Origin of the sequence: Enterobacter sp. JUb54 (assembly GCF_014298075.1) — a bacterium.
Classification (GTDB): domain Bacteria; phylum Pseudomonadota; class Gammaproteobacteria; order Enterobacterales; family Enterobacteriaceae; genus Klebsiella; species Klebsiella lignicola.
This window is the reverse complement of the sequence record NZ_CP060418.1, coordinates 531,542-557,100: the sequence shown is the minus strand read 5'-3', so window position 1 is coordinate 557,100 and position 25,559 is coordinate 531,542. Positions and strand designations below refer to the sequence as shown.

Annotated in this window: 24 protein-coding genes and 1 other annotated feature; of the genes, 14 read left to right on the top strand and 10 right to left on the bottom strand. The window is 56.4% G+C overall.

Translation table 11 applies throughout. The features are described 5' to 3' along the window. Positions 1-172: 172 nt before the first annotated feature. The 3 genes from shiA to HF679_RS02390 all read left to right on the top strand — a co-directional run bounded on the left by shiA (position 173) and on the right by HF679_RS02390 (position 3,511). Positions 173-1,492, top strand: coding sequence for a shikimate transporter (shiA, locus tag HF679_RS02400; protein WP_123755011.1), 1,320 nt, complete (start codon positions 173-175; stop codon positions 1,490-1,492). 44 nt (positions 1,493-1,536) lie between these two features. Beyond that, positions 1,537-2,277 carry a lipoyl protein ligase domain-containing protein gene (locus HF679_RS02395; RefSeq protein WP_187042577.1) on the top strand — a complete coding sequence of 247 codons (741 nt, stop codon included), beginning with the start codon at positions 1,537-1,539 and terminating at the stop codon, positions 2,275-2,277. Between the two features lie 124 nt (positions 2,278-2,401). Continuing rightward, the gene (locus tag HF679_RS02390) at positions 2,402-3,511 is read left to right on the top strand and encodes an adenosylhomocysteinase (protein WP_187042576.1); all 1,110 of its coding nucleotides are present in this window, start codon (positions 2,402-2,404) and stop codon (positions 3,509-3,511) included. Positions 3,512-3,555: 44 nt separating this feature from the next. Here the strand turns inward: HF679_RS02390 and cobT are convergent, their stop codons facing one another. The 5 genes from cobT to dacD form a co-directional block, all read right to left on the bottom strand. Continuing rightward, positions 3,556-4,614, bottom strand: a complete 1,059-nt coding sequence (gene cobT / locus HF679_RS02385) for a nicotinate-nucleotide--dimethylbenzimidazole phosphoribosyltransferase (RefSeq protein WP_187042575.1) — start codon at positions 4,612-4,614, stop codon at positions 3,556-3,558. Positions 4,615-4,775: 161 nt separating this feature from the next. Further along, positions 4,776-5,099: a DUF496 family protein gene (locus tag HF679_RS02380; protein ID WP_041146350.1), complete on the bottom strand. Its 324-nt coding sequence runs from the start codon at positions 5,097-5,099 to the stop codon at positions 4,776-4,778. Positions 5,100-5,267: 168 nt separating this feature from the next. After that, positions 5,268-6,326 carry an FUSC family protein gene (locus HF679_RS02375; RefSeq protein WP_123755015.1) on the bottom strand — a complete coding sequence of 353 codons (1,059 nt, stop codon included), beginning with the start codon at positions 6,324-6,326 and terminating at the stop codon, positions 5,268-5,270. A 105-nt stretch (positions 6,327-6,431) separates the two neighbouring features. Then, positions 6,432-6,905 carry a DNA gyrase inhibitor SbmC gene (gene sbmC / locus HF679_RS02370; RefSeq protein WP_123755016.1) on the bottom strand — a complete coding sequence of 158 codons (474 nt, stop codon included), beginning with the start codon at positions 6,903-6,905 and terminating at the stop codon, positions 6,432-6,434. 134 nt (positions 6,906-7,039) lie between these two features. Then, positions 7,040-8,206, bottom strand: a complete 1,167-nt coding sequence (dacD, locus tag HF679_RS02365; protein ID WP_174507977.1) for a serine-type D-Ala-D-Ala carboxypeptidase DacD — start codon at positions 8,204-8,206, stop codon at positions 7,040-7,042. Between the two features lie 180 nt (positions 8,207-8,386). Between dacD and sbcB the strand changes: the two genes are divergently transcribed. Then, positions 8,387-9,811, top strand: coding sequence for an exodeoxyribonuclease I (gene sbcB / locus HF679_RS02360; protein WP_123755513.1), 1,425 nt, complete (start codon positions 8,387-8,389; stop codon positions 9,809-9,811). 78 nt (positions 9,812-9,889) lie between these two features. Here the strand turns inward: sbcB and fusA are convergent, their stop codons facing one another. Continuing rightward, positions 9,890-11,992, bottom strand: coding sequence for an elongation factor G (fusA, locus tag HF679_RS02355; RefSeq protein ID WP_154144592.1), 2,103 nt, complete (start codon positions 11,990-11,992; stop codon positions 9,890-9,892). A 239-nt stretch (positions 11,993-12,231) separates the two neighbouring features. Here fusA and HF679_RS02350 point away from each other — a divergent pair, with 239 nt between their 5' ends. After that, entirely contained in the window at positions 12,232-12,534 is a 303-nt protein-coding gene (locus tag HF679_RS02350; RefSeq protein ID WP_123755019.1) for an ArsR/SmtB family transcription factor, read from the top strand. A 132-nt stretch (positions 12,535-12,666) separates the two neighbouring features. On the opposite strand, the gene HF679_RS02345 is transcribed toward HF679_RS02350, so the two are convergent. The 3 genes from HF679_RS02345 to HF679_RS02330 form a co-directional block, all read right to left on the bottom strand. Continuing rightward, complete coding sequence (locus HF679_RS02345) at positions 12,667-14,025, bottom strand: APC family permease (RefSeq protein WP_123755020.1); 1,359 nt, start codon at positions 14,023-14,025, stop codon at positions 12,667-12,669. Positions 14,026-14,313: 288 nt separating this feature from the next. After that, on the bottom strand, positions 14,314-15,204 hold the full coding sequence (locus tag HF679_RS02335; RefSeq protein ID WP_187042574.1) for a LysR family transcriptional regulator: 891 nt from the start codon (positions 15,202-15,204) through the stop codon (positions 14,314-14,316). Positions 15,205-15,240: 36 nt separating this feature from the next. Then, on the bottom strand, positions 15,241-16,065 hold the full coding sequence (locus HF679_RS02330) for an SDR family oxidoreductase (protein ID WP_123755022.1): 825 nt from the start codon (positions 16,063-16,065) through the stop codon (positions 15,241-15,243). A gap of 175 nt (positions 16,066-16,240) precedes the next feature. On the opposite strand from HF679_RS02330, the gene hisL reads away from it, so the two are divergent. From hisL to hisIE, 9 genes are all read left to right on the top strand, one after another. Then, on the top strand, positions 16,241-16,291 hold the full coding sequence (gene hisL / locus HF679_RS02325) for a his operon leader peptide (RefSeq protein WP_004899375.1): 51 nt from the start codon (positions 16,241-16,243) through the stop codon (positions 16,289-16,291). Next, positions 16,267-16,389, top strand: a sequence feature (His leader region). It overlaps the preceding gene by 25 nt. Before the next feature lie 46 nt (positions 16,390-16,435). Next, complete coding sequence (gene hisG, locus HF679_RS02320; protein WP_123755023.1) at positions 16,436-17,335, top strand: ATP phosphoribosyltransferase; 900 nt, start codon at positions 16,436-16,438, stop codon at positions 17,333-17,335. Positions 17,336-17,390: 55 nt separating this feature from the next. Continuing rightward, positions 17,391-18,695, top strand: coding sequence for a histidinol dehydrogenase (hisD, locus tag HF679_RS02315; protein ID WP_187042573.1), 1,305 nt, complete (start codon positions 17,391-17,393; stop codon positions 18,693-18,695). Next, positions 18,692-19,753 (top strand): histidinol-phosphate transaminase, encoded by a 1,062-nt coding sequence (gene hisC, locus HF679_RS02310; protein ID WP_187042572.1) that lies wholly within the window; start codon positions 18,692-18,694, stop codon positions 19,751-19,753. The genes hisD and hisC overlap by 4 nt, the downstream gene beginning before the upstream one ends. Further along, a complete protein-coding gene (gene hisB / locus HF679_RS02305; RefSeq protein ID WP_123755026.1) occupies positions 19,750-20,817 on the top strand; it encodes a bifunctional histidinol-phosphatase/imidazoleglycerol-phosphate dehydratase HisB in 1,068 nt (355 codons plus the stop codon). The genes hisC and hisB overlap by 4 nt, the downstream gene beginning before the upstream one ends. Continuing rightward, complete coding sequence (gene hisH, locus HF679_RS02300) at positions 20,817-21,407, top strand: imidazole glycerol phosphate synthase subunit HisH (RefSeq protein ID WP_187042571.1); 591 nt, start codon at positions 20,817-20,819, stop codon at positions 21,405-21,407. Before hisB ends, hisH begins: the two co-directional genes overlap by 1 nt. Next, entirely contained in the window at positions 21,407-22,144 is a 738-nt protein-coding gene (gene hisA / locus HF679_RS02295; protein ID WP_154144588.1) for a 1-(5-phosphoribosyl)-5-[(5-phosphoribosylamino)methylideneamino]imidazole-4-carboxamide isomerase, read from the top strand. Before hisH ends, hisA begins: the two co-directional genes overlap by 1 nt. Beyond that, on the top strand, positions 22,126-22,902 hold the full coding sequence (gene hisF, locus HF679_RS02290) for an imidazole glycerol phosphate synthase subunit HisF (protein ID WP_123755029.1): 777 nt from the start codon (positions 22,126-22,128) through the stop codon (positions 22,900-22,902). Before hisA ends, hisF begins: the two co-directional genes overlap by 19 nt. After that, the gene (gene hisIE / locus HF679_RS02285) at positions 22,896-23,495 is read left to right on the top strand and encodes a bifunctional phosphoribosyl-AMP cyclohydrolase/phosphoribosyl-ATP diphosphatase HisIE (protein WP_154144586.1); all 600 of its coding nucleotides are present in this window, start codon (positions 22,896-22,898) and stop codon (positions 23,493-23,495) included. The genes hisF and hisIE overlap by 7 nt, the downstream gene beginning before the upstream one ends. A 256-nt stretch (positions 23,496-23,751) precedes the next feature. Here the strand turns inward: hisIE and HF679_RS02280 are convergent, their stop codons facing one another. Then, positions 23,752-25,542, bottom strand: coding sequence for an HAD family hydrolase (locus HF679_RS02280; protein ID WP_154144584.1), 1,791 nt, complete (start codon positions 25,540-25,542; stop codon positions 23,752-23,754). Positions 25,543-25,559 lie beyond the last annotated feature (17 nt).

Sequence of the window (25,559 nt, the reverse complement as noted above, 5' to 3'; positions counted from 1 at the left end):
CCTCCGAACTTATGTTTACACCTGGTGATAAAAAGAACGTTTTTTGCCATTTATGTAACGTCTCCGGTAAAAATCTTTTCTCTGCCCGGCCTGCGCGGTAGTCTCTGTAAAGACGTGGCTAAGACTGCGTCTCATTCCAATAATGACAAATATGACAACAGACAGGATTAGTATGGACTCAACGCTTATTTCTCATCCCCCCGGCAAGGAGGTTTGTTCACTTAATCGCGCCAGAAGAGCGGCCTGGGGCAGCTTTGCCGGTGCGGTAGTCGACTGGTATGACTTTTTGCTGTACGGCATCACCGCCGCGCTGGTGTTTAACCGCGAGTTTTTCCCGCAGGTCAGTCCCGCGATGGGTACCCTGGCAGCCTTCGCCACCTTCGGCGTCGGTTTCCTGTTTCGCCCGTTAGGCGGCATTATCTTTGGCCATTTCGGCGATCGTCTCGGACGTAAACGGATGCTGATGATGACCGTCTGGATGATGGGCATTGCCACCGCCTGCATCGGTTTGCTTCCCTCCTTTAACCAGATTGGTTGGTGGGCGCCGGTTCTGCTGGTCATCCTGCGAGCCATTCAGGGCTTCGCCGTAGGCGGTGAATGGGGTGGCGCGGCGCTGTTAGCCGTGGAAAGCGCCCCAAAACATAAAAAAGCCTTTTACAGCAGCGGGGTGCAGGTGGGTTATGGTGTCGGCCTGCTGCTCTCGACCGGCCTGGTCTCGCTGATTAGCGCCAACACCACCGACGAACAGTTCCTGAGCTGGGGCTGGCGTTTGCCCTTCCTGTTCAGCGTGGTGCTGGTGTTGATCGCCCTGTGGATCCGCAACGGCATGGCCGAATCGGCGGAATTTGAAAATCAGCAGCAGAAACCGCAACCGGCGGAGAAAAAACGTCTGCCGGTAATCGAAGCCCTGCTCCGCCATCCCGGCGCGTTTCTGCTGATCATCGCCCTGCGCCTGTGCGAACTGTTAACGATGTATATCGTGACCGCCTTCGCCCTGAATTACTCTACGCAGAACCTCGGGCTACCGCGCGAACTGTTCCTGAATATTGGCCTGCTGGTCGGCGCCATCAGCTGTTTGACGATTCCCTGCTTCGCCTGGCTGGCTGACCGCTTTGGCCGGCGACGCATCTATATAACCGGTGCACTGATCGGCACCCTGAGCGCCTTCCCGTTCTTTATGGCCCTGGAGAGTCAGTCTTACTTCTGGATCCTGTTTTTCGCCCTGATGCTGGCCAATATCGCCCATGATATGGTGGTGTGCGTCCAGCAGCCGATGTTCACCGAGATGTTCGGTGCCAGCTACCGCTACAGCGGTGCCGGTGTCGGCTATCAGGTGGCCAGCGTGGTTGGCGGCGGTTTTACGCCGTTTATCGCGGCGGCGTTAGTGACCTTCTCCGGAGGATCGTGGCACAGCGTGGCGATTTACCTGACCGTCGGCTGCCTGCTCTCTGCCCTCACGGCGATGCTGATGAAACAGAAAACTCACCCCTGATAGCATGCGGACGGCGGAGAAACCGCCGTCCATAAGGAGATGTCATGATCCAGGAGAACCGTCCCGCCTGCTGGCCCGCGCAGTTTCATCATCAGGAACTCCCGCTGCGGTTCTGTCCCGACCCGACCCTTGCCGAGCAACCACTGATTGAGCTGGCGCGTAATGGCCAGGCAGTGGCCCAGCTCTGGCAGGCGCCGCAGGGGTTTGTCGTGCCGGGAAGCTACCGCAAATTTAGTGAGCTTGACCACGTCAGCACGCTTTTCAGCCACCGCGGCTGGCCGGTATGGATACGCCGATCCGGCGGCGGGCTGGTGCCGCAAGGCCCGGGGATCGTCAATCTCAGTCTCGCCTGGCCGGTATCACAACCGCTGGGAGAAGCGGCGGAGCCGATCTATCTCCTGCTCTGCGGGCTGCTGCAGCGCACCCTGGCGACGTTCGGCGTCACCAGCCATTTTCAGTCGGTCACCGGTTCGTTCTGCGACGGGCGCTACAACCTGGCCTGCGGCGAGGGCGAGGATGTGCGCAAAATTGCCGGAACCGCCCAGTACTGGCGGCCTCTTTCGCAGGGCGAGGGGCATATCGTCCTCGCCCATGCGGTGATCTTACTGGAAGCCGATCTGCCCGCGGCACATCAGGCGGCAAATGCGTTCGAAGCCAGGCTCAACAGCGGCCGGGTCTATCGGGCCGATAAAACCGTCTCGCTATCGGAGCTGCTGCCCGGTGAGACCAACCTGCTGGATCGTTTTCGCCAGGCGCTGGCGCAACAGCTGCACTCGCCTGCTTAGAACCACTCAGCGGCGACGACAGACAGCCGTGATGCGCTGTCGTTACCGGATTCCCACGCATTACGCTAGAATCCTTTTTTCCATCGGGGACTAACCCGCTCTACGCACTGAAGGTCACAATACCATGAATAATAAGACAAACTTTACGAAAGACGTGGCATGGGCCCGCCAGAATATGCCGCGGACGCTGCGCCAGGTTGCCGCGCTTCCAGACCTGAGCCAGGTGCGACTGGCCTGCTGCATGCATCTGGATATGAAAATGATCCCACTGGTGCAGGGGATCCTCGAAAAAGGGGCAAAAGTCTTTCTGACCACCTGCAACCCGACCACCGTTCAGGATGATGTGGTCGCCTGGCTGGTCGAGCGCGGCGCTGAGGCCTGCGCCTGGCGCGACATGAGCGATGCCGACTGGCAGCAATCCTGGGAGCAGGCCATTGCCTGGGAACCAACTCATCTGTGCGAAATGGGGGCGGATATTACCACTCTGCTCCACCAGCGCGGCGAGTTTGGCAATATCGTTGCCGGCCTGGAAGCCACCGGCTCCGGCGTCAGCCGCCTGGGCGATATCCGTCCCGGCTACCCGATTTTTAACTGGGACGATCTGCCGGTGAAAGAAGGTTTGCATAACCGTCACATGGTTGGCCTCACCGCCTGGCACACCTTTTTCCAGACCACCCACCTGACCCTGCATGAGAAAAAAGTGCTGGTGATCGGCTATGGCCTGGTGGGTCAAGGCGTTGCTGCCTCGGCGAAAGCCTTTGGCGGACAGGTCATGGTGGCCGAAATCGATCCCGCTCGTCGCCTGCAGGCGGCCTATGATGGCTGGCATGTTGTCGACTTACAGGATGCCATCGCCTCTGCGGATGTGGTCGCTACCGCAACCGGCGGCAAAAAAGTGGTCAACAGCCAGGCCCTGGACAAGGCGAAAGACGGGGTATTTATCCTCAACGTGGGCCACGTTGCCGAAGAGATCGACTGTGGCTATCTGCGTCAGTTCAGCCATGAAGAGGTCATGCCGTTCATCAATGCCTATCGGATGGAGGATAAAACTGTGTATCTGATGGCCAACGGCTCGATGCTGAACCTGACCGCCGGATTTGGCGACAGCCTCAACGCCTTTGACGTCACCCTGGCGGTGATGGCCAGCGGTATCAAGCATATCGTGACGGCAGGGATGCAGGCGCCGGCTGCGGTCTACCTGCTACCGCAGAACGTGTGGCAACAGGCGCTCTAAATCCGTGTGGATATCAGGGCGACGGCTGTCGCCCTGATGACGGGTTAGTGACCTTCCGGCAGCACAATATTGCTTTCTGCCAGCGTCCCCATTTCGTTGTAAATCGTGCAGGCCGCCTGCACCAGATGCATCGCCAGCGCCGCCCCGCTGCCTTCGCCTAAGCGCATCCCCATGTTGAGATAAGGTTCCAGCTGCAGGTGTTCCAGTGCGATACGCGCCCCTTTTTCCGCCGACAGATGCGACGGGATCAGATACGGGTGAACCCCAGGCGCCAGACGACAGGCCGCCAGCGCCGAGGCATAAGACAGAAAACCGTCCAGCACCACCGGCAACCCGCAGGATGCCGCGCCCAGCATCACGCCGGCCATACCGACCAGATCAAACCCGCCCACTTTCGCCAGTACATCCAGGCCATCGTCCGCCTGCGGTTGATTGACCGCAATCGCCCGCCGCACGACGTCGGCTTTGTGCGCCAGCTGAGACACCGGCAGGTTAGCGCCAATGCCAACCACCTCATGGGCATCATTGCCGGTCAGTACGCTAACCACGGCCGCCGCGGGGGTGGTGTTGGCCATGCCCAGTTCGCCGACGCCAAACACCTTGACTCCTTGAGCCGCCAGCTCGCGGGTATAGCCAATGCTGGCGACCAGCAGCGCCGTCGCCTGTTCGCGACTCATGGCCGCCGTGTGGGCAATGTTAGCGCTGCCGCGCGCGACTTTCATATTCACCAGACCGGGAATCGGCTCCGCGTCGATACCGGCATCAATCACGTGCACCTGGGCTCCGGCCTGCGCCGCCAGCACGCAGACGCCGGTATTTTTCCGGGTCATGTTTGTTGCCTGAATCGCCGTCACCACCTGAGGTGAAATCGCAACCCCTTCATGCCAGACGCCATGATCGGCGCACATCACTACGATGGCTTTCTCCATCAGCTGCAGCTCGCCGCGCAACCCCGGCATACCGGCCAGTTGTACGGCCAGCGCTTCCAGTCGCCCCAGGCTACCCGGCGGTTTTAATAATCCGTCCAGATGCTGTTGCGCCCGCGCCATCGCCGCCCGATCCGGCGGTGCAATAGCGGCAATGAAAGCCGAAAGATTGTCCATTATGTTCCTCGTCGCACTGTCAAATGATGTGTCATCGCCCATTGTGAACCCCGTGGCGCGCAGAAATTCACGTGACAAGGCCATTCACCGCAGGGAGAAGGAGATAAATCAGAGGGGGAATTCCCGGCGACGAGGGCCGCCACCGGGCAGGTACAGCGTGATTACTCTTCGACTTTCGCTTCGCCAATCACTTTCAGCTTTTTGGAAATGTCGCGGCGTTCTTTGGACAGCTCAGCATTTTTGATGATGTAGTCATCAACACGATCTTCGTAATCGCTTTTCATGCTGGCAATAATGCCCTGAATGGCTTCAACGCTCATGCCTGGCTTGATGTAGTCACTGAGGTTGTCCAGCAGCAGTACGCGCTTCTGGTTGTCACGGATCTTTTTCTCAACGTCCTGAATTTCACGCTGCAATTTGTTCTTACGACGATACAGGCGAACAAACTCCAGTACGTCCTGGAAAGAAGGCTTAGTTGTTTCCATTTTTACACCCCTAATATTTGAGATTCGGATTCGCTAAAGCGACTGCTATATAGGGCTAACATAACTGTTAGCAGACGCTGATGACAATGTTTTTTCCTTTACGTTTATCATAACCCTAAATGCAGCTGAATCGAAGCAACCTGTGGGCAAATTGCGTGCATCTGGCTTTTATTTACGCAGCGCCCGGCAGATTAAATTCGACAGCAGCTCAAGCTGGCGCGCCAGTTCGATGCTCAGCCAGACGTAGCCATGAATGGGGGTTTCCGACAGGTTTTCCCCCTTATGCTCGTTCATCAGCTGGCGCAGTTCAGCCACAACCTCGTTGAGTTTTTCGGTGTTGGCGCGAATGGGCTGCGGGTTACCTTCATACAAGGCATGCGCAATAGTCAGCAAGGTTTGCTGGGTCATCTGCTGGGTTTCGCGCAGCGTATGGGCGTTCAGCATCACAAAATGGCCGGGACGGGAAATCCAGTAGGCGTTGATCTGCAGTTCAAGCATGCAGACCAGATTGCGGCTCACGGTCTGAATCGCCTCGAAAATGGCTTTCTGGATATGGGTCTCTTTGCTGGCCGGGGTAATCAGGCCGCGCATTTTGACCACATCGTTCAGCACCTTCTGCAGGTGTTTTTCCAGACGCGGTCGCTCCACCAGGTTAGGGGAAAAACCAGCCTGATACAGACGGTTGAAGGCGGTGACATAGTTGGCCATCTGAATGCGCCAGTGCAGAAATGCCCGCTGTGGCCAGATGCCGGTGAACAGCATCGCCAGCAACGAGCCGAAGATAACATCGCCGCTTCGCCAGAGCGCGGTATGCATATCGCCGGGCGGCGCCCCGACCACCACCGATAACGTGATGCCGATAAGCAGCGCCTGATAGGGCTTTTTGCCCAGCGCCAGCCAGCCGCAGAGAAACATGGCCAGGCCGCACCACAGCACCATTATGGGTAAGGAGATCAGTTCAAGCTTGAGCGCCACCAGCCCCAGCGCCGAACCTAAAATGGTACCGCCGATACGTTCAAAAGCACGCGGCACCACGTTGCCCCAGAAGGAAATTGGCCCCATCACCACCACCAGGGTGATCAGCGGCCAGGTGCCTTCCGGCACATTCAGCAGACGAACCAGCAAAAAAGTGAGGACAAAGGCCAGAGCAATTCGAATACCATGTACCACGCGATAGTGGCGATACAGACGAATTTCGAAAGGCTTGAGTGATTTATCAGCGCGCACAACGCTCTCCAGCAAGAAAGCAGGTAGCAAAGGCCAATTGTAACTGCTTTTTCACTATAAGCAGCACGCCGATCAAAAAAACCTTTTCACAGAGGGATTATCGGGTTACTCCCCGACCGGCGTCACCGCGACATACATTTCAATGTCCCAGTAGCCGTCCTGATTGCCGTCGTTCAGATAAAGCTCGAAGCACGGTTTTTCCGCAATGTGGTACGCCTTGTCCTGCATCAGGCTGTTGAAGAAGGCCAGCCACGGCGTGGAGAAGTCATGATTTTCCACCCGCGCGCGGGCGAACGCGTACTCTCCTCCAGCGATCTCGGTGAGAATCACCCCTTCGCTGCCGGGTGGGATAACATAATCTTCCGCCACGGTAACCACCGTATCGCAGCGCAGTTTCTCGGGCGGCACCTGGTCTGGGTTATCGTAGTAAACGGCCACCCACTCCTGCGCCGGCACCTGATGGTTTGTGACCCACGCCATCAGTTGTTCAAAACCCTGCTTAACGGTCTGTTCCCACGGCCCCACCAGGTGAAACCCGGCAATGTTACGTTTGCCGACGGACTTAACGTGATATTCCATGCTGCCTCCACTGTTAATAACAACTGTATAAATATACATGAAGTGTAACCAGGCGATGAGGTTCAGTATGTGAGTTGATTCGCAGAGTTGCCGTAATATTATCCAAAAAAAATGCCCCGAACGGGGCATAAAGATTACAGGCCGTGGTGCAGATAATCGCTCAATCGCGAGAAGAACCCGCCCTTGCCGACGCTCTCCAGAGTGACCAGCGGCCAGTGGGCCACCACTTTGTCACCATCGTACAGTGAAATTTCGCCCACCCGCTGGTTGGCGGCAATCGGCGCTTCGAGATCTTTCTTATCCAGCACATATTTCGCTTTGATGCGTGACACTTCCGACTTCGGCAGCGCTAACCAGAAGTCCTGATCGGTGCCCAGCTCGATGTGATCTTTATCGCCGTACCAGATCTGCTCGCTGCCGACTTTTTTGCCCTTTTGCAGCACCTGGACGGTATCGAAGTTTTGCTGGCCCCAGTGCAGCAGCTTCGCCGCCTGCTGTTCGCGCCCTTTCGGGCTGTCGGCGCCCATCACCACGGCAATAAGACGACGTTTGCCGTCAACCGCAGAGGCAATCAGGTTAAAGCCGGCGCCTGAGGTGTGCCCGGTCTTCAGGCCATCGACATTCATGGTTTTATCCCACAGCAGCCCGTTGCGGTTCTGCTGGGTGATACCATTCCATGTCAGGCTTTTTTGGCTGTACATATGGTAGACGTCAGGCTCGCCGTGAATGATCGCCCGTGACAGTACCGCCAGATCGTAGGCGGAACTGTGCTGGCCCGGCGCATCAAGACCATGCACGGTTTCAAAATGGGTATCCTGCAGATGCAGTTTTTCAACATAGCTGTTCATCAAGGCGACGAACTGTGGTTGGCCGCCGGCCACATAATCCGCCAGCGCCACGCAGGCGTCGTTACCGGAATCGACAATAAGTCCGCGGCTTAAATCGCGCACGCTGACCCGGTCACCTTGCTTCAGGAACATCAGTGACGAGCCGTCAAATACCGGGTTGCCTTTGGCCCAGGCATCGCGGCCGACGGTGACGATATCGTCAAAGGTGATGCGGTGGCTGTCGATCGCGCGATCGACCACATAGCCGGTCATTAATTTCGTCAGACTGGCAGGGTTACGCTGCTGGTGCTCATTGCCCGCAGTCAGTATCTGCCCGGTGGTATAATCCATGAGTACCCAGGAGCCAGCCTGAATCGACGGCGGCGCCACGGTAGCGGGGAAATCATTAGCAGCAAATGCGCAAGAAACGCTCGAAGCGAGCAAAGTTACAGCAATAAAAAAACGGCCTTTCAACGGCATATCCTCTAGATTGGCAGACTCGCCGTCCTTTTTACGGAAGTTCTTCTTTCAAATCAGGGTTTAATTGCAAGAAAATATGACACGGTAAAAGTCTGCCACGGCCAACGCCCTTCTGATGCCCAGGCAAATCGTTTACCATAACGGATGCACGCCACCATGGATAATGAACAGACTATGCAAGATAGCGCCAATCAGCCCGGATTTTTGTTTCACGATTACGAGACCTTCGGCACCAGCCCTTCGCTTGACCGGCCGGCGCAGTTCGCCGCCATCCGCACCGATGCGGAGCTGAATATCATCGGCGAACCGGAAGTCTTCTACTGCAAACTGGCCGACGACTATCTGCCGCAGCCGCAGGCGGTCATGATCACCGGGATCACCCCGCAGGAAGCTATCGCCAAAGGCGACAACGAAGCGGCCTTTGCCCGCCGTATTCACGATCTGTTCACGGTGCCCAAAACCTGCATCGTCGGCTATAACAACGTGCGCTTCGATGATGAAGTCAGCCGCAATATTTTCTATCGCAACTTCTACGATCCCTACGCCTGGAGCTGGCAGCACGATAACTCCCGTTGGGATCTGCTGGATGTGATGCGTGCCTGCTACGCGCTGCGCCCGGAAGGGATCAACTGGCCGGAGAACGACGACGGCCTGCCGAGCTTCCGCCTGGAGCATCTGACCGTCGCCAACGGCATTGAACACAGCAATGCCCACGACGCGATGGCCGACGTTTACGCCACCATCGCCATGGCGAAACTGGTCAAAACCCAGCAGCCGCGCCTGTTTGACTATCTCTACAGCCATCGCAACAAGCGCAAGCTGGCGACGCTTATCGACGTGGTGCAAATCAAGCCGCTGGTCCATGTGTCCGGCATGTTCGGCGCGGCCCGCGGCAACACCAGCCTGGTCGCCCCGCTTGCCTGGCACCCGGACAACCGCAATGCGGTGATCATGGTCGATCTTGCCGGCGATATGACCCCGCTGCTGGAACTGGATGCCGATACGCTGCGCGAACGCCTGTATACGCCAAAAGCCGATCTCGGCGAACTGGCAGCGGTGCCGATTAAGCTGGTTCATCTGAATAAATGCCCGGTGCTGGCCCAGGATAACGCGCTGCGCCCGCAGGATGCCGACCGGCTGGGGATAAACCGCCAGCGCTGCATGGATAATCTGCAACTGTTGCGCAGTCATCCGCAGCTACGTGAGAAAGTGGTCGCCCTCTTTGCCGACGCGGAGCCGTTCGTGCCGTCTGACAACGTCGATGCTCAGCTCTATAACGGCTTTTTCAGCGATGCCGACCGCGCGGCGATGAAAATCGTTCTGGAAACCGAGCCGCGTAACCTGCCCGCGCTGGATATTACCTTCGCCGACCAGCGGATAGCCCGCCTGCTGTTTAACTATCGCGCGCGCAATTTCCCCGGCACCCTCGACGAGGCCGAGCAGCAACGCTGGTTAGAGCATCGTCGTGAAGTGTTTACCCCGGAGCGTTTGCAGGCTTATGCCGATGAGTTGCAGATGTTGTATCAGCAATATCCGGACAACACAGAGAAGCAGGCGCTGTTGAAAGCGCTGTGGCAGTACGTGCAGGAGATTGTTTGATTGGGAAAAGTTCCCGCAGGCGGCGCCTGACGGGTTGTAGCCCGGGCTGGGCATAAAGCACAACCCGGGTACGGTTGGTTAACTTCTGGCGCGGCTGGCGATAATCGCCTCCGCAACATTGCGCGGAGCTTCCGCGTAATGGTGGAACTCCATGCTGTAGGTGGCACGCCCCTGCGACATCGAACGCAGCGTGGTGGAATAGCCAAACATCTCAGCCAGCGGTACATCCGCACGGATAATCTGGCTGCCGAAGCGCTCTTCCATCCCCTGCACCATGCCGCGCCGGGAAGATAGATCGCCCATAATGTTCCCGGCGTACTCCTCCGGCGTTTCCACTTCGACGTGCATCACCGGCTCGAGGATCACCGGATCGGCTCGTCGCGCCCCTTCCTTGAAGCCAAAAATCGCCGCCATGCGGAAGGCCATTTCCGAGGAGTCGACATCATGGTACGAACCAAAGGTCAGGGTCGCTTTGACATCCACCACCGGATAGCCGGCCAGCACGCCGGTGCCCATCGCTTCACGCAAGCCTTTCTCCACTGACGGGATATACTCGCGCGGTACCACGCCGCCTTTAGTGGCATCTTCAAACACAAAGCCACCTCCCGGCGCCAGCGGTTCCAGCGTCAGCACCACATGACCGTACTGCCCTTTGCCGCCGGATTGGCGGACAAATTTGCCTTCCACCTCTTTGACCGTTTTGCGGATCGTCTCGCGGTAGGTCACCTGCGGACGGCCGATATTGGCCTCCACGCCAAACTCACGTTTCATGCGGTCGACGATAATTTCCAGATGCAGTTCTCCCATCCCGGAGATAATCGTCTGGCCGGACTCCTCGTCAGTGTGCAGACGAAATGACGGGTCTTCTGCCGCCAGTCGCTGCAGAGCGATGCCCATTTTCTCCTGGTCGGCTTTGGTTTTCGGTTCAATTGCCAGCGAAATCACCGGCTCCGGAAACTCCATGCGCTCCAGGGTAATCACCGCATCGGGATCGCACAGCGTGTCGCCGGTGGTCACATCCTTCAGTCCGACGCAGGCGGCAATATCCCCGGCATGCAGTTCATCCACCTCATGACGGTCGTTGGCATGCATCAGCACAATACGCCCGATACGCTCCTTCTTGCCTTTCACCGGGTTGTACACCGCATCGCCTTTTTTCAGGGTGCCGGAGTAAACCCGAATAAAGGTCAACTGGCCAACGTACGGGTCGGTCATCAGTTTAAACGCCAGCGCCGAGAACGGTTCGTCGTCGCCCGGATGACGTTCAGCCGGCTGGCCTTTCTCATCGACACCCTCAATCGCCGGAACATCCAGCGGCGACGGCATCAGCTCGATTACCGCATCGAGCATGCGCTGCACGCCTTTGTTCTTGAACGCGCTGCCGCACAGCACCGCCTGAATTTCCCCGCCGACGGTGCGCTGACGCAACCCGGCGATAATATCGGCTTCGCTCAGTTCGCCGGTTTCCAGGTATTTGTCCATCAGCGCGTCGTTGGCTTCCGCCGCCGCCGAGACCATTTTTTCTCGCCATTCCTGGGCGGTCGCCAGCAGGTCGTCCGGCACCGGCGCGTAGCTAAAAGTCATGCCCTGGGTCGCGTCGTCCCACAAGATGGCGCGCATTTTGATGAGATCCACCACCCCGGTGAAATGCTCCTCGGCTCCAATAGGGATCACGATCGGCACCGGGTTAGCTTTCAGACGGTCGATCATCATCTGCACGACACGGAAGAAATCCGCGCCGGGACGGTCCATTTTATTGACGAACGCCAGCCGTGGTACGTGGTATTTATTCGCCTGTCGCCAGACGGTTTCTGATTGCGGCTGCACGCCACCGACGGAGTCATACACCATGACCGCACCGTCCAGCACGCGCATCGAACGCTCCACCTCGATGGTGAAATCCACGTGGCCCGGGGTGTCGATAATATTGATGCGGTGTGGCTCGAAACTGCGATCCATACCGGGCCAGAAGCAGCTTACCGCCGCGGAGGTAATCGTAATTCCGCGCTCTTGCTCCTGCGCCATCCAGTCAGTGGTTGCCGCGCCATCGTGTACTTCCCCCAGCTTGTGGCTCATTCCGGTGTAAAACAGAATGCGCTCGGTGGTGGTGGTTTTGCCGGCATCGATATGCGCGGAGATACCGATGTTGCGATAACGTTCGAGGGGGATGGGTCGGGGCATGATGCGTCCTTAGTCGTATTGACTGTCAGTGAGCGGCTGAATTGTGCCGCAATGTGTTTATCGGCCTCTATCATAGTACAACTGTACGAGTATATTCGAACTATTTTTGCTATCGTTTCTATTGGTGAAGCTGAACTGACGTACATGGCGTTAGCCATGTAGTTTGGGTATATTACCGGCCAGCCGCCGATACGGGCTGCTGCTCCCGGGAGCAGAGCAACCGCCGACACAGGAATATTATGATCGCCAATCATCCCGAACGTGAACAAATCCGCCTGGAAAATGTTCTTTTTGCCCTTGGAAATCCGATGCGTCTGGAGATTATTCGCATCCTGGCTGACGGCAATGAACAGAGCTGTAACGCCCTGCGCCCTGAAGATATCGCTAAATCCACGATGACTCACCACTGGCGCGTCCTGCGCGATAGCGGTGTGATCTGGCAGCGCCCCCAGGGACGCGAGAATATGATTTCGTTGCGCAGAGACGATCTCGACGCCCGCTTTCCCGGGCTACTGGATGCGCTGCTCAAGGTGATGGCTTAGGCCGAACCAGGAATGTGATTCAGGCAGGTTGCGGATCTGTCATTTCCCACTCGCTCACGGCGCAGGTTGCGCCGCGCGACAAAAACAAAAAAGCCGGAGGTTTCCCCCCGGCTTTTTTATCACAACGTGTATTTACGCCACGTCTTCGTACTGCGGAACCGGGTTACGGAAACGCTTGGTCACACAGGCCAGGTATACCAGGCCAATGGTGCCCCAAATCAGACCCAGAACCATAGAGCTCTGCTCCAGGTTAACCCACAGTGCGCCTACGGTCAGTGCGCCACAGGACGGCAGCACCAGGTAGTTGATGTGGTCTTTCAGCGTCTTGTTACGCTTCTCACGGATCCAGAACTGCGAAATCACCGACAGGTTAACGAAGGTAAACGCCACCAGCGCACCAAAGTTAATCAGCGCCGTTGCGGTCACCAGGTCGAATTTAATCGCCAGCAGTGCAATCGCGCCAACCAGCAGCACGTTAAACGCCGGAGTACGCCATTTCGGGTGAATATAGCCGAAGAAGCTGGTCGGGAACACGCCGTCGCGGCCCATTACGTACATCAGGCGAGAAACACCCGCATGTGCGGCCATACCGGAAGCCAGAACGGTCACGCTGGAGAAAATCAGCACGCCCCACTGGAAGGTTTTGCCCGCTACGTACAGCATGATTTCAGGCTGTGATGCATCCGGATCTTTAAAGCGCGAGATGTCCGGGAAGTACAGCTGCAGGAAGTAAGAGGCACCGATAAAGATCATGCCGCCAATCAGCGCAGTCAGGAAGATTGCCTTCGGGATCACGCGCTCTGCATCTTTGGTCTCTTCGGACAGCGAAGAGATGCCGTCAAAGCCGAGGAACGAGAAGCACAGAATAGTCGCCCCGGTAATCATCGGCACCACGTGGGCCCCTTCGGACCAGAACGGACGGGTGCTGGTCAGCGTGCCGGCACCTTCACCGTGCATCACACCGTAGATGATCAGGCCGACAATCACCGCCACAATACCCATCTGCAGAACCACAATCAGGGTGTTGAAGTTCGCCACAGCCTTGATGCTGCGCAGGTTAGAGACGGTCATGAAACCGACCAGCGCGACCACGAAGATCCATGACGGCACGGAAGGCATCAGCGCTTCAAAGTAAATTTTCGCCAGCAGGATGTTGATCATCGGCATGAACAGGTAGTCCAGCAGCGATGACCAGCCAACCATAAAGCCTACGGTCGGGCTGATGGATTTCTGGGCGTAGGTATAAGCGGAACCTGCTGACGGGAAACGACGAACCAGTTTACCGTAGCTCAGTGCCGTAAAGAGAATCGCGATCAGGGCGAAGGCGTAGGCCGTCGCGACGTGACCGTCGGTCAATCCAGAGACGATACCAAACGTATCGAACAGCGTCATCGGCTGCATATAGGCCAGGCCCATCATTACAACCGGAATCAACGTAAGCGTCTTACGTAATTCCACGCGAGAGGTTTTTGGAGTAGCGTTATGCGACATGGTGGTTATCCCCTTTCACGGCGAATGCCATCGCGTAAGCAAAAAATTGCCCCATTTCAGTGTATTCCTCAGCGACAACGACTGTCGGTTTTTAGTAAATATCTATCCGGTACGAAGCCCGGCCTCTTGTATTGAATGATGTGCCTTGAAAGCAAAAAAATAACCGACACTTCAAAAAGCGTCGGCTAAATTCCATTTTTCAGGCCGCGTATTTTGCAACATTTTCTGGTCGGATGACAAGATGTTGAAAAGCCAAATTGTCACTACAATAATTTAACAGCTTAATATTCATACATTTTTAGTATGATAGATTGTATGGATAGCATTATTTGCTAAAATTTCGCTGCGCCACCAGTCGCAGGAACGCCCGCTCGTCTGATCGTTCCAGCCCAACCATGCCCGATGCGACGGAAAATGGGAGGCGACAGCCTTCTCTACCAGCTCGCCACTCTCCAGTTGAGCACGTACCAGATACTGTGGCACATACCCCCATCCCAGCCCGGCGGCGATCAGCATCAGCAGCCCCGGATAGTCATACGCCACCAGACAGTCCTGGTCATCAACCGTCGGCCACTGTCCGTCGATCGCAATCGCCCGATGGCGCTTCAATATCCGCCAGCTCAGCGGCGCGGTGAGTGCGGCAAGCGGATGCTGCGGGGCAACAACAAGCCCATACGCCAGTTCGCCCAGCAGGCTGAAGCCGTAACCACCGATCGCTGGAGGATCGCAGACCACACCCAGCACCATATCCGCCCGCCCCTCAACTAGCGCATCCCAACCATGGGACGACGCTTCGCGGAGGAATCGCAGCTGTGCGAGGGTATGTTGCTGATAGAACTGGCTCACCATCGGCACCAGTAAAAAGAAAGGGAACGCCGTATCCACGGCCAGCACCAGGGTATTTTCCCACCCCTGATGCAGTTTAATTGCCTGTTTTTCCAGTTCACGGGCGGTATGCAACACCTCACGCCCTTTTTCCAGCAGCATCTGCCCGGTTGGCGTAAAGCGCGCCCGATGGCCGCTGCGATCAAGCAGCTGAATATTCAGATCGCTTTCCAGCTTGTGAATGGTGTAGCTCAGCGCAGAGGGGGTTTTGTAGAGCTTTGCCGACGCTGCGGCAAAGCTCCCCTCTTTTTCCAGAGCATCAAGAATAACGAGGACATCCAGCAGTGGTTTCATCGCCGCCCCCTCAGGTACGCGATTACCGCTGGCGCATTACTCCATCGGCATCACCAGCGGGTCGGGGTACTGATACTCAAACCCCAGTTCGTAGCAAATTCGGTTGCCATCGATGATCTTACCCGGCCCGCTATTGGGGTTGTCGGCAAATACCGGTGCCTCCAGCCCCAGTTCACGTGCCATTTGCGGGTAGAACACGCCACGCGCCGGATGTTTGGGCGCACATATATTATAGATGCGTCCGCCCTTCGGGGCCTGCAGCAGCAGTTCGATGGCCGAAACCACATCCTGCAAATGCACGAGGTTCACGCCATGCTGGCCGTCCGGCGCCGATTTTCCGGCAAAGAAGCGTCCGGGATGACGGGATGGCCCCACCAGCCCCGCCAGACGCAAAATATCCACCGACGTTCCCGGCAGGTTGTGCAGCCAGTCTTCCAGCTCTTTCAACACCCGGCCGCTGGCCGTCTGCGGGTCACGCGGTGAATTCTCTTTTAGCGTCCCGCTGGCATTGCCATAAACGGAGGTGGAGCTGGTAAATACGATGCGCGGAATATGGTAGGCCAGCGCCGTATCGACAATCTCCTGGACCGCCTGCAAATAAAACTCTTCACCCGGCCCGCTACGACGCGCCGGTAACGTAATCACCAGTGCATCGACTTTCATCAACGCATCCAAATCATCGGCATCGCAGACCAGCTGCGGCTCCAGGCGTAGCGGATAGCTATCAATACCGCACATCCTCGCCGCCTCCACGCCATCCCGGGTGGTTTTGCTGCCGGTGACCTGCCATCCGCGTGCATTCAATGACAAAGCAAGCGGCATGCCCAGCCATCCTAAACCGACAATTGCGACCTTTTTCATACCTGGCTCCTGACTCTTTCGCTGTGCTGATATAAGGCTACGCCAGCCAACCGCAACTGACAATTTCTTCAGTGAATATGAAATGAATTAATGATAGTAAAAAGCCCTTGCTTTCTGCGCTTGAAGTGGTTTAGGTTAAAAGACATCAAATGCATAGTCATTCAAAGAGAATTTTATGAACCGCGTTCAATTTAAACACCACCATCATCACCATCATCCTGACTAGTCTTTCAGGCGATGTGTGCTGGAAGACATTTAGATCTTCCAGCGGTGCATGAGCGCGAAATGAGCCCCCGGAAGATTCACTTCCGGGGGCTTTTTTTTGAACCAAATTCGGACAGATTCAGACAGGAATTAAGAGGAAACAAGAATGTTAGACAACAGCCGTTTACGCATAGCTATTCAAAAATCAGGCCGCCTGAGTGAAGATTCACGCGAATTACTGAGCCGTTGTGGCATTAAAGTGAATTTGCACACCCAGCGCCTGATTGCGCTGGCGGAAAATATGCCAATCGACATTCTGCGTGTGCGTGATGACGATATCCCGGGCCTGATTATGGATGGCGTGGTCGATCTGGGCATCATCGGCGAAAACGTGCTGGAAGAAGAGCTGCTGAGCCGTCGCGCTCAGGGCGAAGATCCGCGCTACTTCACCCTGCGCCGTTTAGATTTCGGCGGTTGCCGCCTGTCGCTGGCGACCCCGGCCGATGAAAGCTGGAACGGCCCGGCGGCGCTGGACGGCAAACGCATTGCCACCTCTTACCCGCACCTGCTGAAGCGCTACCTCGATCAAAAAGGCATCTCCTTTAAATCCTGCCTGCTGAACGGCTCCGTGGAAGTTGCCCCGCGTGCCGGTCTGGCCGATGCGATTTGCGACCTGGTCTCCACCGGCGCAACCCTCGAAGCAAACGGCCTGCGCGAAGTGGAAGTGATGTTCCGTTCCAAAGCCTGCCTGATTCAACGCGATGGCGAAATGGCCGAGGCCAAACAGCAGCTGATTGACCGTCTGCTGACCCGTATTCAGGGCGTGATTCAGGCTCGTGAATCGAAATACATCATGATGCACGCGCCAACCGAGCGTCTGGAAGAAGTCGTGGCCCTGCTGCCGGGCGCCGAACGTCCGACTATTCTGCCGCTGGCAGGTGATAAACAGCGCGTGGCGATGCACATGGTCAGCAGCGAAACGCTGTTCTGGGAAACCATGGAAAAACTGAAAGCGCTGGGTGCCAGCTCCATTCTGGTACTGCCTATTGAGAAGATGATGGAGTAATCCAGGCGGAACAGGCCTCCGGGCCTGTCTCAGAAAGTAGACAGGGGAAACGACCATGAGCTTCAACACAATTATCGACTGGAACAGCTGTAGCGCAGCACAACAGCAACAACTCTTAATGCGCCCGGCCATTTCCGCTTCCGACAGCATCAGCAAGACGGTGTCGGAGATCCTCGCCAACGTCAAAGAGAATGGCGATGCAGCCCTGCGCGAATACAGCGCAAAGTTTGATAAGACCGACGTCAAAGCACTGAAAGTCACTGAGGAAGAGATTGCTGCCGCCGGCGCGCGCCTGAGCGATGAGCTTAAGCAGGCCATGGCGGTTGCGGTACGCAATATCGAGACCTTCCACAACGCGCAACAGCTGCCGGGCGTCGATGTAGAAACCCTGCCGGGCGTGCGCTGTCAGCAGGTGACCCGCCCTATCGCATCCGTGGGGTTATATATTCCCGGTGGCTCGGCGCCGCTGTTTTCAACGGTACTGATGCTGGCCACCCCGGCACGCATTGCCGGATGTCAGCAGGTGGTGCTGTGCTCACCGCCGCCGATTGCCGATGAAATTCTTTATGCCGCCCAGCTCTGCGGCGTACGTAACATCTTTAACGTTGGCGGCGCGCAGGCCATCGCCGCGCTGGCGTTTGGCACCGAGTCAGTCGCCAAAGTCGATAAAATCTTTGGCCCAGGCAACGCCTTCGTCACCGAAGCCAAGCGCCAGGTCAGCCAGCGTCTGGACGGTGCGGCCATCGACATGCCCGCCGGCCCTTCTGAAGTACTGGTGATTGCCGATAGCGGCGCGACGCCGGATTTCGTCGCCTCTGACCTGCTTTCTCAGGCGGAACACGGCCCTGATTCGCAGGTTATCCTGCTGACGCCGGATGCCGCGATGGGTGAACGCGTGGCCCTCGCCGTTGAGCGCCAGTTGGCTGAACTACCGCGCGCCGACACCGCTCGCGAAGCGCTCTCCGCCAGCCGGATTATCGTTGCCCGCGACCTGGCGCAGTGCGTGGAGATTTCCAATCTGTACGGACCGGAGCACCTGATTATTCAGACCCGCCAGGCCCGCGATCTGGTTGACGATATCACCAGCGCTGGTTCAGTGTTCCTCGGCGACTGGTCCCCGGAATCCGCCGGCGATTACGCCTCCGGGACCAACCACGTGCTGCCGACCTATGGCTATACCGCCACCTGTTCCAGCCTTGGACTGGCGGATTTCCAAAAGCGCATGACCGTGCAGGAGCTGTCGCGCGATGGCTTTGCAGCTCTCGCCTCGACCATTGAGATTCTGGCCGCCGCCGAACGTCTTACCGCCCACAAAAACGCCGTTACGCTGCGCGTCGCAGCCCTTAAGGAGCAAGCATGAGCATTGAAGAGTTAGCCCGCGCCAATATCCGTGCGTTGACGCCGTATCAATCTGCTCGCCGCCTGGGCGGTAACGGCGACGTCTGGCTGAACGCCAACGAATTCCCGACGCCGGTGGAATTTCAGTTGACCGAGCAGACCCTGAACCGCTATCCGGAACCGCAGCCAAAGGCGGTAATTGAGAACTACGCACGCTATGCCGGGTTGAAGCCGGAGCAGGTGCTGGTAAGCCGCGGCGCCGATGAGAGCATCGAGCTGCTGATCCGCGCGTTCTGCGAGCCGGGGCAAGATGCGGTGCTCTACTGCCCGCCAACCTACGGCATGTACAGCGTCAGCGCCGAGACCATCGGCGTAACCTGCCGTACGGTCCCGACCCTGGCCGACTGGCAGCTCGATCTGCCGGGCATCGCCGCCAGTCTCGACGGCGTGAAGCTGGTCTTTGTCTGCAGCCCCAACAACCCAACCGGGCAGATTATCAATCCTGACGATCTGCGGGCCCTGCTGGAGATGACCCGCGGGAAAGCAATCGTGGTTGCCGATGAAGCCTATATTGAGTTTTGCCCGCAGGCGACGCTGGCCGGCTGGCTGAGCGACTATCCACACCTGGTGGTGCTGCGCACATTATCCAAAGCGTTTGCCCTTGCCGGCCTGCGCTGCGGCTTTACCCTGGCGAATACCGACGTGATTGGGCTGTTGATGAAAGTCATCGCACCCTACCCGCTCTCAACGCCGGTGGCCGACATTGCCGCCCAGGCCCTTAGCGAACAGGGCATTGCCGCGATGCGCGCCCGCGTGGCGCAGATTGTTGCCGAACGCGAGTACCTGATTAGCCAGTTGAGCGGCATTCCCTGCGTGGAGCAGGTCTTCGGCGCCGAGACCAACTATATTCTCGTGCGTTTTAAAGCCTCCAGCGCGGTATTTAAATCTTTGTGGGATCAGGGCATTATCTTACGAGACCAAAATAAACAACCTTCATTAAGCGGCTGCTTGCGTATCACTATCGGTACCCGTGCTGAGAGCCAGCACGTGATTGACGCTTTGACTGCGGAGAATGTATGACCCAGAAGTTTCTCTTTATTGACCGTGACGGTACGCTGATTTCCGAGCCACCGGTTGATTTTCAGGTAGACCGCTTTGAAAAACTGGCCTTTGAGCCGCAGGTGATCCCTGTTCTGCTGAAACTCCAGCAGGAAGGTTACAAACTGGTGATGATCACCAATCAGGATGGCCTGGGGACCGACAGCCTGCCGCAGGCTGAGTTTGACGGCCCGCACAACCTGATGATGCAGATCTTTGCTTCTCAGGGCGTCGAATTTGATGAAGTGCTGATCTGCCCGCATCTGCCGTCCGATAACTGCGAATGCCGCAAGCCCAAAACCCAGCTGGTTCTGCCGTGGCTGGAAGATGGCGTGATGGATAAAAGCCACAGCTTCGTCATCGGCGACCGCGCCACCGACATTACGCTGGCCGACAACATGGGCATCACCGGCCTGCGCTATGACCGCGAGACGCTGAACTGGCCGACGATCTGCGAGCAGCTGACCCGCCGCGATCGCTACGCTCACGTGGAGCGCGTCACCAAAGAGACTCAGGTGGATGTGAAAGTCTGGCTGGATCGCGAAGGCGGCAGCAAAATCCACACCGGCGTCGGTTTCTTCGATCATATGCTCGATCAAATCGCTACCCACGGCGGTTTCCGCCTGGAGATTAACGTCGGCGGCGATCTCTACATTGACGATCACCACACCGTGGAAGATACCGGCCTGGCGCTCGGTGAAGCGTTGAAGCTGGCGCTGGGCGATAAGCGCGGAATTAACCGTTTTGGTTTCGTGCTGCCGATGGACGAATGTCTGGCCCGCTGCGCGCTGGATATCTCCGGGCGCCCGCATCTGGAATATAAAGCCGACTTTGCCTATCAGCGCGTGGGCGATCTGAGCACCGAGATGGTTGAACATTTCTTCCGCTCGCTCTCCTACACCATGGCGGTGACCCTGCACCTGAAAACCAAGGGCAAAAACGACCATCATCGCGTCGAAAGCCTGTTTAAAGCCTTTGGCCGTACCCTGCGTCAGGCGATTCGCGTTCAGGGCGATACGCTCCCCTCTTCGAAAGGAGTGCTGTGATGAACGTGGTGATCCTCGATACCGGCTGCGCCAACCTCAACTCGGTAAAGTCAGCGATCGGACGCCACGGCTATGAGCCAGCGGTCAGCCGCGATCCGGATGTGGTGCTGCGTGCCGACAAGCTGTTTTTACCTGGCGTTGGTACCGCGCAGGCGGCGATGGACCAGTTGCGCGAGCGCGAGCTGATTGAGCTGGTGAAAGCCTGTACCCAGCCGGTGCTCGGTATTTGCCTCGGCATGCAGTTGCTGGGGCGTCGCAGCGAAGAGAGTAATGGCGTCGATCTGCTGGGCATCATCGAAGAAGATGTGCCGAAAATGACCGACCACGGTCTGCCGCTGCCGCATATGGGCTGGAACCGGGTCTACCCGAAGGCAGGAAATCGTCTGTTCCGCGGCATTGAAGACGGCGCCTATTTTTACTTCGTCCACAGCTATGCGATGCCGGTGAATCCTTACACCATTGCGCAATGCAACTATGGCGAGCCGTTCACCGCCGCGGTGCAGCAAGATAACTTTTTTGGCGTCCAGTTCCACCCGGAACGCTCGGGCAGCGCCGGTGCGCAGCTGCTGAAAAACTTCCTGGAGATGTGATGATAATCCCGGCTTTAGATTTAATTGACGGCACCGTCGTCCGTCTCCATCAAGGCGATTACGGTCAGCAGCGCGACTACGGCAACGATCCGCTGCCGCGGCTGCAATCCTACGCCGCGCAGGGTGCTGAAGTTTTGCACCTGGTGGATTTAACCGGCGCGAAAAACCCGCAAAAACGCCAGATCGCCCTGCTAAAAACGTTAGTGGCCGGCGTTGATGTGCCGGTACAGGTCGGTGGCGGCGTGCGCACGGAAGAAGACGTCGCCGCCCTGCTGGATGCCGGCGTCGCGCGCGTGGTGGTGGGTTCAACCGCGGTGAAATCCCCGGAAATCGTCAAAGGCTGGTTCAAGCGTTTTGGGCCGCAGCATCTGGTGCTGGCGCTGGACGTGCGTATCGATGATCAGGGCAATAAACAGGTGGCCGTGAGCGGCTGGCAGGAAAACTCCGGCGTAACCCTGGAAGAGTTAGTGGAAAGCTATCTGCCGGTCGGTTTGCAGCACGTCCTGTGTACCGATATTTCACGCGACGGGACCCTCGCCGGGTCGAACGTCTCGCTGTATGAAGAAGTGTGCGCCCGCTACCCGCAGGTGGCATTCCAGTCCTCCGGCGGCATTGGCGATCTGAATGATATTGCCGCGCTGCGCGGAACCGGCGTGCGCGGCGTGATCGTCGGTCGTGCGTTGCTGGAAGAGAAATTCAACGTAACGGAGGCCATTCAATGCTGGCAAAACGGATAATCCCCTGCCTCGACGTTCGCGATGGCCAGGTAGTGAAAGGCGTGCAGTTCCGTAATCATGAAATCATTGGCGATATCGTCCCGCTGGCGAAACGCTATGCCGACGAAGGCGCCGATGAGCTGGTGTTCTACGATATCACCGCCTCCAGCGATGGCCGGGTGGTCGATAAAAGCTGGGTATCACGAGTCGCAGAAGTGATCGATATTCCTTTCTGTGTCGCCGGCGGGATTAAGTCGCTGGAAGAGGCGGCGCAGATCCTCTCCTTCGGCGCGGATAAGATTTCGATTAACTCCCCGGCGTTGGCTGACCCAACGCTGATTACGCGCCTCGCCGACCGCTTTGGCGTGCAGTGCATTGTGGTGGGTATCGATACCTGGTTTGATGCCGAGAGCGGCAAGTATCACGTCAATCAGTATACCGGCGATGAGAGCCGTACCCGGGTCACCCAGTGGGAAACCCTCGACTGGGTGCAGGAAGTGCAGAAGCGCGGCGCAGGCGAGATCGTGCTCAACATGATGAACCAGGATGGCGTACGCAACGGTTACGATCTTGAGCAACTGAAGAAAGTGCGCGCCGTCTGCCGCGTTCCGCTGATCGCCTCTGGCGGTGCGGGCACCATGGAACACTTCTTTGAGGCGTTCCGCGATGCCAATGTCGATGGTGCGCTGGCAGCCTCGGTGTTCCACAAACAGATTATTAATATTGGTGAACTGAAAACGTACCTGGCAGCACAGGGCGTGGAGATTAGGGTATGTTAAGTGAACAGCTGGACTGGGAAAAAACCGACGGCATGATGCCGGTCATCGTGCAACACGCCATCTCCGGCGAGGTGCTGATGCTGGGCTACATGAATCAGGACGCGCTGGCGCAGACCGAAGAGAGCGGAAAAGTGACCTTCTGGTCGCGGACTAAGCAACGTCTGTGGACCAAAGGGGAAACCTCCGGCAACTTTCTGAACGTGGTGAGCATCACGCCGGATTGCGACAACGATACCCTGCTGGTACTGGTGAACCCAATCGGCCCGACCTGCCATAAGGGCACCTCAAGCTGCTTCGGCGAAGCCGGGCACCAGTGGTTGTTCCTGTATCAGCTCGAGCAGCTGCTTGCCGAGCGCAAACATGCTGACCCGGAGAGTTCGTATACCGCGAAGCTGTACGCCAGCGGCACCAAGCGTATTGCGCAAAAAGTCGGGGAAGAAGGCGTGGAAACCGCGCTGGCGGCAACGGTGCACGACCAGTTTGAGCTGAAGAACGAGGCATCGGATCTGATGTATCACCTGCTGGTGCTGCTGCAGGATCAAGATTTGGATTTGACAGCGGTGATAGAGAACCTGCGCAGCCGGCATAAATGATGATTGCGGCAGGGTAAAACTGAAGTTATCTAAAAAATTACTTTGAGAAAAACCCTGGATTATATCAACATTAATGTTCCTGATTTTGTTTTTCACTTTTAAAACAAAATCAGGCCTTTTGTGAGATCTTTCCCCAATAGTTGATTAACCAGAAAAGTATAATTCCACCGCAAAATATGGGTATAAAAAAAGGCCCCAAAGGGCCTTTTTATTTAATATAATCTGTTCTAATCATGCAAAGACGTTTCACAAGGAATCACAAATAGTCGGTGGCAACCAGGTGCTTATTCCGTGAACTTCCCCACGCATCGAAGTTTTTAAGACTGGTTATTAACGAGTATTTATCCCAGTTTTCTGTACTTGCCAGCTCAATCATAGGCATCGCTAACATTTGCGGACTTAACGATAAACCGAGACGTTGCTGAGCAGGATAAAACACTTGTGCAAAACGCTCGCTACCGTGACACAATGCGTTAACAGATGCGGAGAGACCTTGATCCGCACCACGCCCCGGATCTTCAACAGGACTGACCGACTCTCCCGGTAATAACCCAATAATAGAGGCATGAGGGGCAGAAAAGAAGAATTCTACTGCGACTCTGGCGCTGTAAATCTTAGATACCAGCTCAGGACGACTATTCGAGCTATCAAAAAGTGCAGCCATATTCATGGTACTCTGTCGATGCAAGCGTTCTGGGGTATCGGCGAGACAGAAATAATAGCCATAAATATCCACTTTCATAAATGCGCTAATGGCATGGCTGAAAGCTTCCTGAGTTGTCCCACTCCAGCCAACATCTACTACCGCAATTTTTTGGTGGTTTTTGATTCCTACTTGTCTCAGGTACTGGAATAACGCACGACGATTACGCTGGCAAACTTTTAAAATCTCCCAGCGCCAGGCGTACAGAAACTCAACTAATTTATCATGCACTGCCGGGGTTATCGCGATATCGTCGCCAAGGCCGAAGGCCTTCATAATCTCTGGCGCCGGAACCTTCACCCCAATTCTTTCAAGGACTTCACAAGGGGCCAGCCCATCGCTTCCAGAGACCAGAAAAGGAATATAGGCACTGAAATTACTGTCGGTGATTGCCGCGAGGGTAAAGGTGGTGCGAGAACCATAAAAATAATTAAATGGCGGCAAGTCTTGCTGCATCTGCTGGTTGGCAACTGAGGTCAGAACATAGCCGTCACGGGCGAAAAAGAGTATATGATCGATACCATCAGCTTGTGATTTTGCTTTGATCCACTCAAGAAAACCGACGCTGGCAGGTCCACCGGTTAAAAAGCCCAGTTCTTCATACGAACCATACTCTATCTCCCGGGCCTCCATACGTAGCAAGCCTTCAGCCAATGAGGTACTCAGGCTGACATTTTTCTTTTTATCGCGAAAACGACTGGCAACATAGTGGTAGCTCATCAGTCCTTTTTCGGCTGGACGTTTAAAATCACCTATTTCGCTATCACCAATATGCACAATCTTAGCTGCTGATACACCCAGCTTTTCACTGACAAGAGTGAACAACTCCCCGCTATCACGTTTAGTCGCATTCTCATCTGCGGAGGAAAAAACAGCGACGCCGCTAATTTGCTGTTTTGCCAGGGCCTGATCGAAGAATCGCCCGGAAAAATACATATCCGAGATGATAACAACTTGTTTGCCAGCAGCAAGCAGCTGCTCAAACAGCGGGAACAACTCATAGTTCGGCTCGATGAGCTGTAGCTCCAGCTCATACTCTGCCTGCATCAGCGCATCTTTCGTGTATTGACATTCCGGGAAGCAACTATAGATATTTTCAAGCGTAATTTCTTTACGCCCTTCCCGTACCATAACGCCAAAAGCATCTGTCTGCGCCTGTTGGCGTTTAGCCCGGAAGTTTTCAATATTCAGTTTTTCACCTAAAAGGGTGAATGCATCTTCCGGGTCTGAAAGCGGGCGCAGATATAACGTATCAAAAAAATCGAATGAAACAACCTCAGCCGCATCAATCATTTTAGCCAGTTCAGGCTCACAAAGAAGCTGGCCCATCGAAAGTTCGTCCATCTTTTACTCCAAATCTA

What these genes read in the sequence shown, in the direction of transcription:
- sbmC (WP_123755016.1), bottom strand. Translation starts at nt 6,905, where the DNA reads ATGGAATATCACGTTAAGTCCGTCGGCAAACGTAACATTGCCGGGTTT.
- hisD (WP_187042573.1), top strand. Translation starts at nt 17,391, where the DNA reads ATGAGCTTCAACACAATTATCGACTGGAACAGCTGTAGCGCAGCACAA.
- hisB (WP_123755026.1), top strand. Translation starts at nt 19,750, where the DNA reads ATGACCCAGAAGTTTCTCTTTATTGACCGTGACGGTACGCTGATTTCC.
- shiA (WP_123755011.1), top strand. Translation starts at nt 173, where the DNA reads ATGGACTCAACGCTTATTTCTCATCCCCCCGGCAAGGAGGTTTGTTCA.
- HF679_RS02345 (WP_123755020.1), bottom strand. Translation starts at nt 14,025, where the DNA reads ATGTCGCATAACGCTACTCCAAAAACCTCTCGCGTGGAATTACGTAAG.
- hisG (WP_123755023.1), top strand. Translation starts at nt 16,436, where the DNA reads ATGTTAGACAACAGCCGTTTACGCATAGCTATTCAAAAATCAGGCCGC.
- hisC (WP_187042572.1), top strand. Translation starts at nt 18,692, where the DNA reads ATGAGCATTGAAGAGTTAGCCCGCGCCAATATCCGTGCGTTGACGCCG.
- HF679_RS02380 (WP_041146350.1), bottom strand. Translation starts at nt 5,099, where the DNA reads ATGGAAACAACTAAGCCTTCTTTCCAGGACGTACTGGAGTTTGTTCGC.
- HF679_RS02335 (WP_187042574.1), bottom strand. Translation starts at nt 15,204, where the DNA reads ATGAAACCACTGCTGGATGTCCTCGTTATTCTTGATGCTCTGGAAAAA.
- sbcB (WP_123755513.1), top strand. Translation starts at nt 8,387, where the DNA reads ATGCAAGATAGCGCCAATCAGCCCGGATTTTTGTTTCACGATTACGAG.
- HF679_RS02395 (WP_187042577.1), top strand. Translation starts at nt 1,537, where the DNA reads ATGATCCAGGAGAACCGTCCCGCCTGCTGGCCCGCGCAGTTTCATCAT.
- hisH (WP_187042571.1), top strand. Translation starts at nt 20,817, where the DNA reads ATGAACGTGGTGATCCTCGATACCGGCTGCGCCAACCTCAACTCGGTA.
- hisA (WP_154144588.1), top strand. Translation starts at nt 21,407, where the DNA reads ATGATAATCCCGGCTTTAGATTTAATTGACGGCACCGTCGTCCGTCTC.
- HF679_RS02390 (WP_187042576.1), top strand. Translation starts at nt 2,402, where the DNA reads ATGAATAATAAGACAAACTTTACGAAAGACGTGGCATGGGCCCGCCAG.
- HF679_RS02330 (WP_123755022.1), bottom strand. Translation starts at nt 16,065, where the DNA reads ATGAAAAAGGTCGCAATTGTCGGTTTAGGATGGCTGGGCATGCCGCTT.
- hisF (WP_123755029.1), top strand. Translation starts at nt 22,126, where the DNA reads ATGCTGGCAAAACGGATAATCCCCTGCCTCGACGTTCGCGATGGCCAG.
- HF679_RS02280 (WP_154144584.1), bottom strand. Translation starts at nt 25,542, where the DNA reads ATGGACGAACTTTCGATGGGCCAGCTTCTTTGTGAGCCTGAACTGGCT.
- hisIE (WP_154144586.1), top strand. Translation starts at nt 22,896, where the DNA reads ATGTTAAGTGAACAGCTGGACTGGGAAAAAACCGACGGCATGATGCCG.
- HF679_RS02350 (WP_123755019.1), top strand. Translation starts at nt 12,232, where the DNA reads ATGATCGCCAATCATCCCGAACGTGAACAAATCCGCCTGGAAAATGTT.
- fusA (WP_154144592.1), bottom strand. Translation starts at nt 11,992, where the DNA reads ATGCCCCGACCCATCCCCCTCGAACGTTATCGCAACATCGGTATCTCC.
- cobT (WP_187042575.1), bottom strand. Translation starts at nt 4,614, where the DNA reads ATGGACAATCTTTCGGCTTTCATTGCCGCTATTGCACCGCCGGATCGG.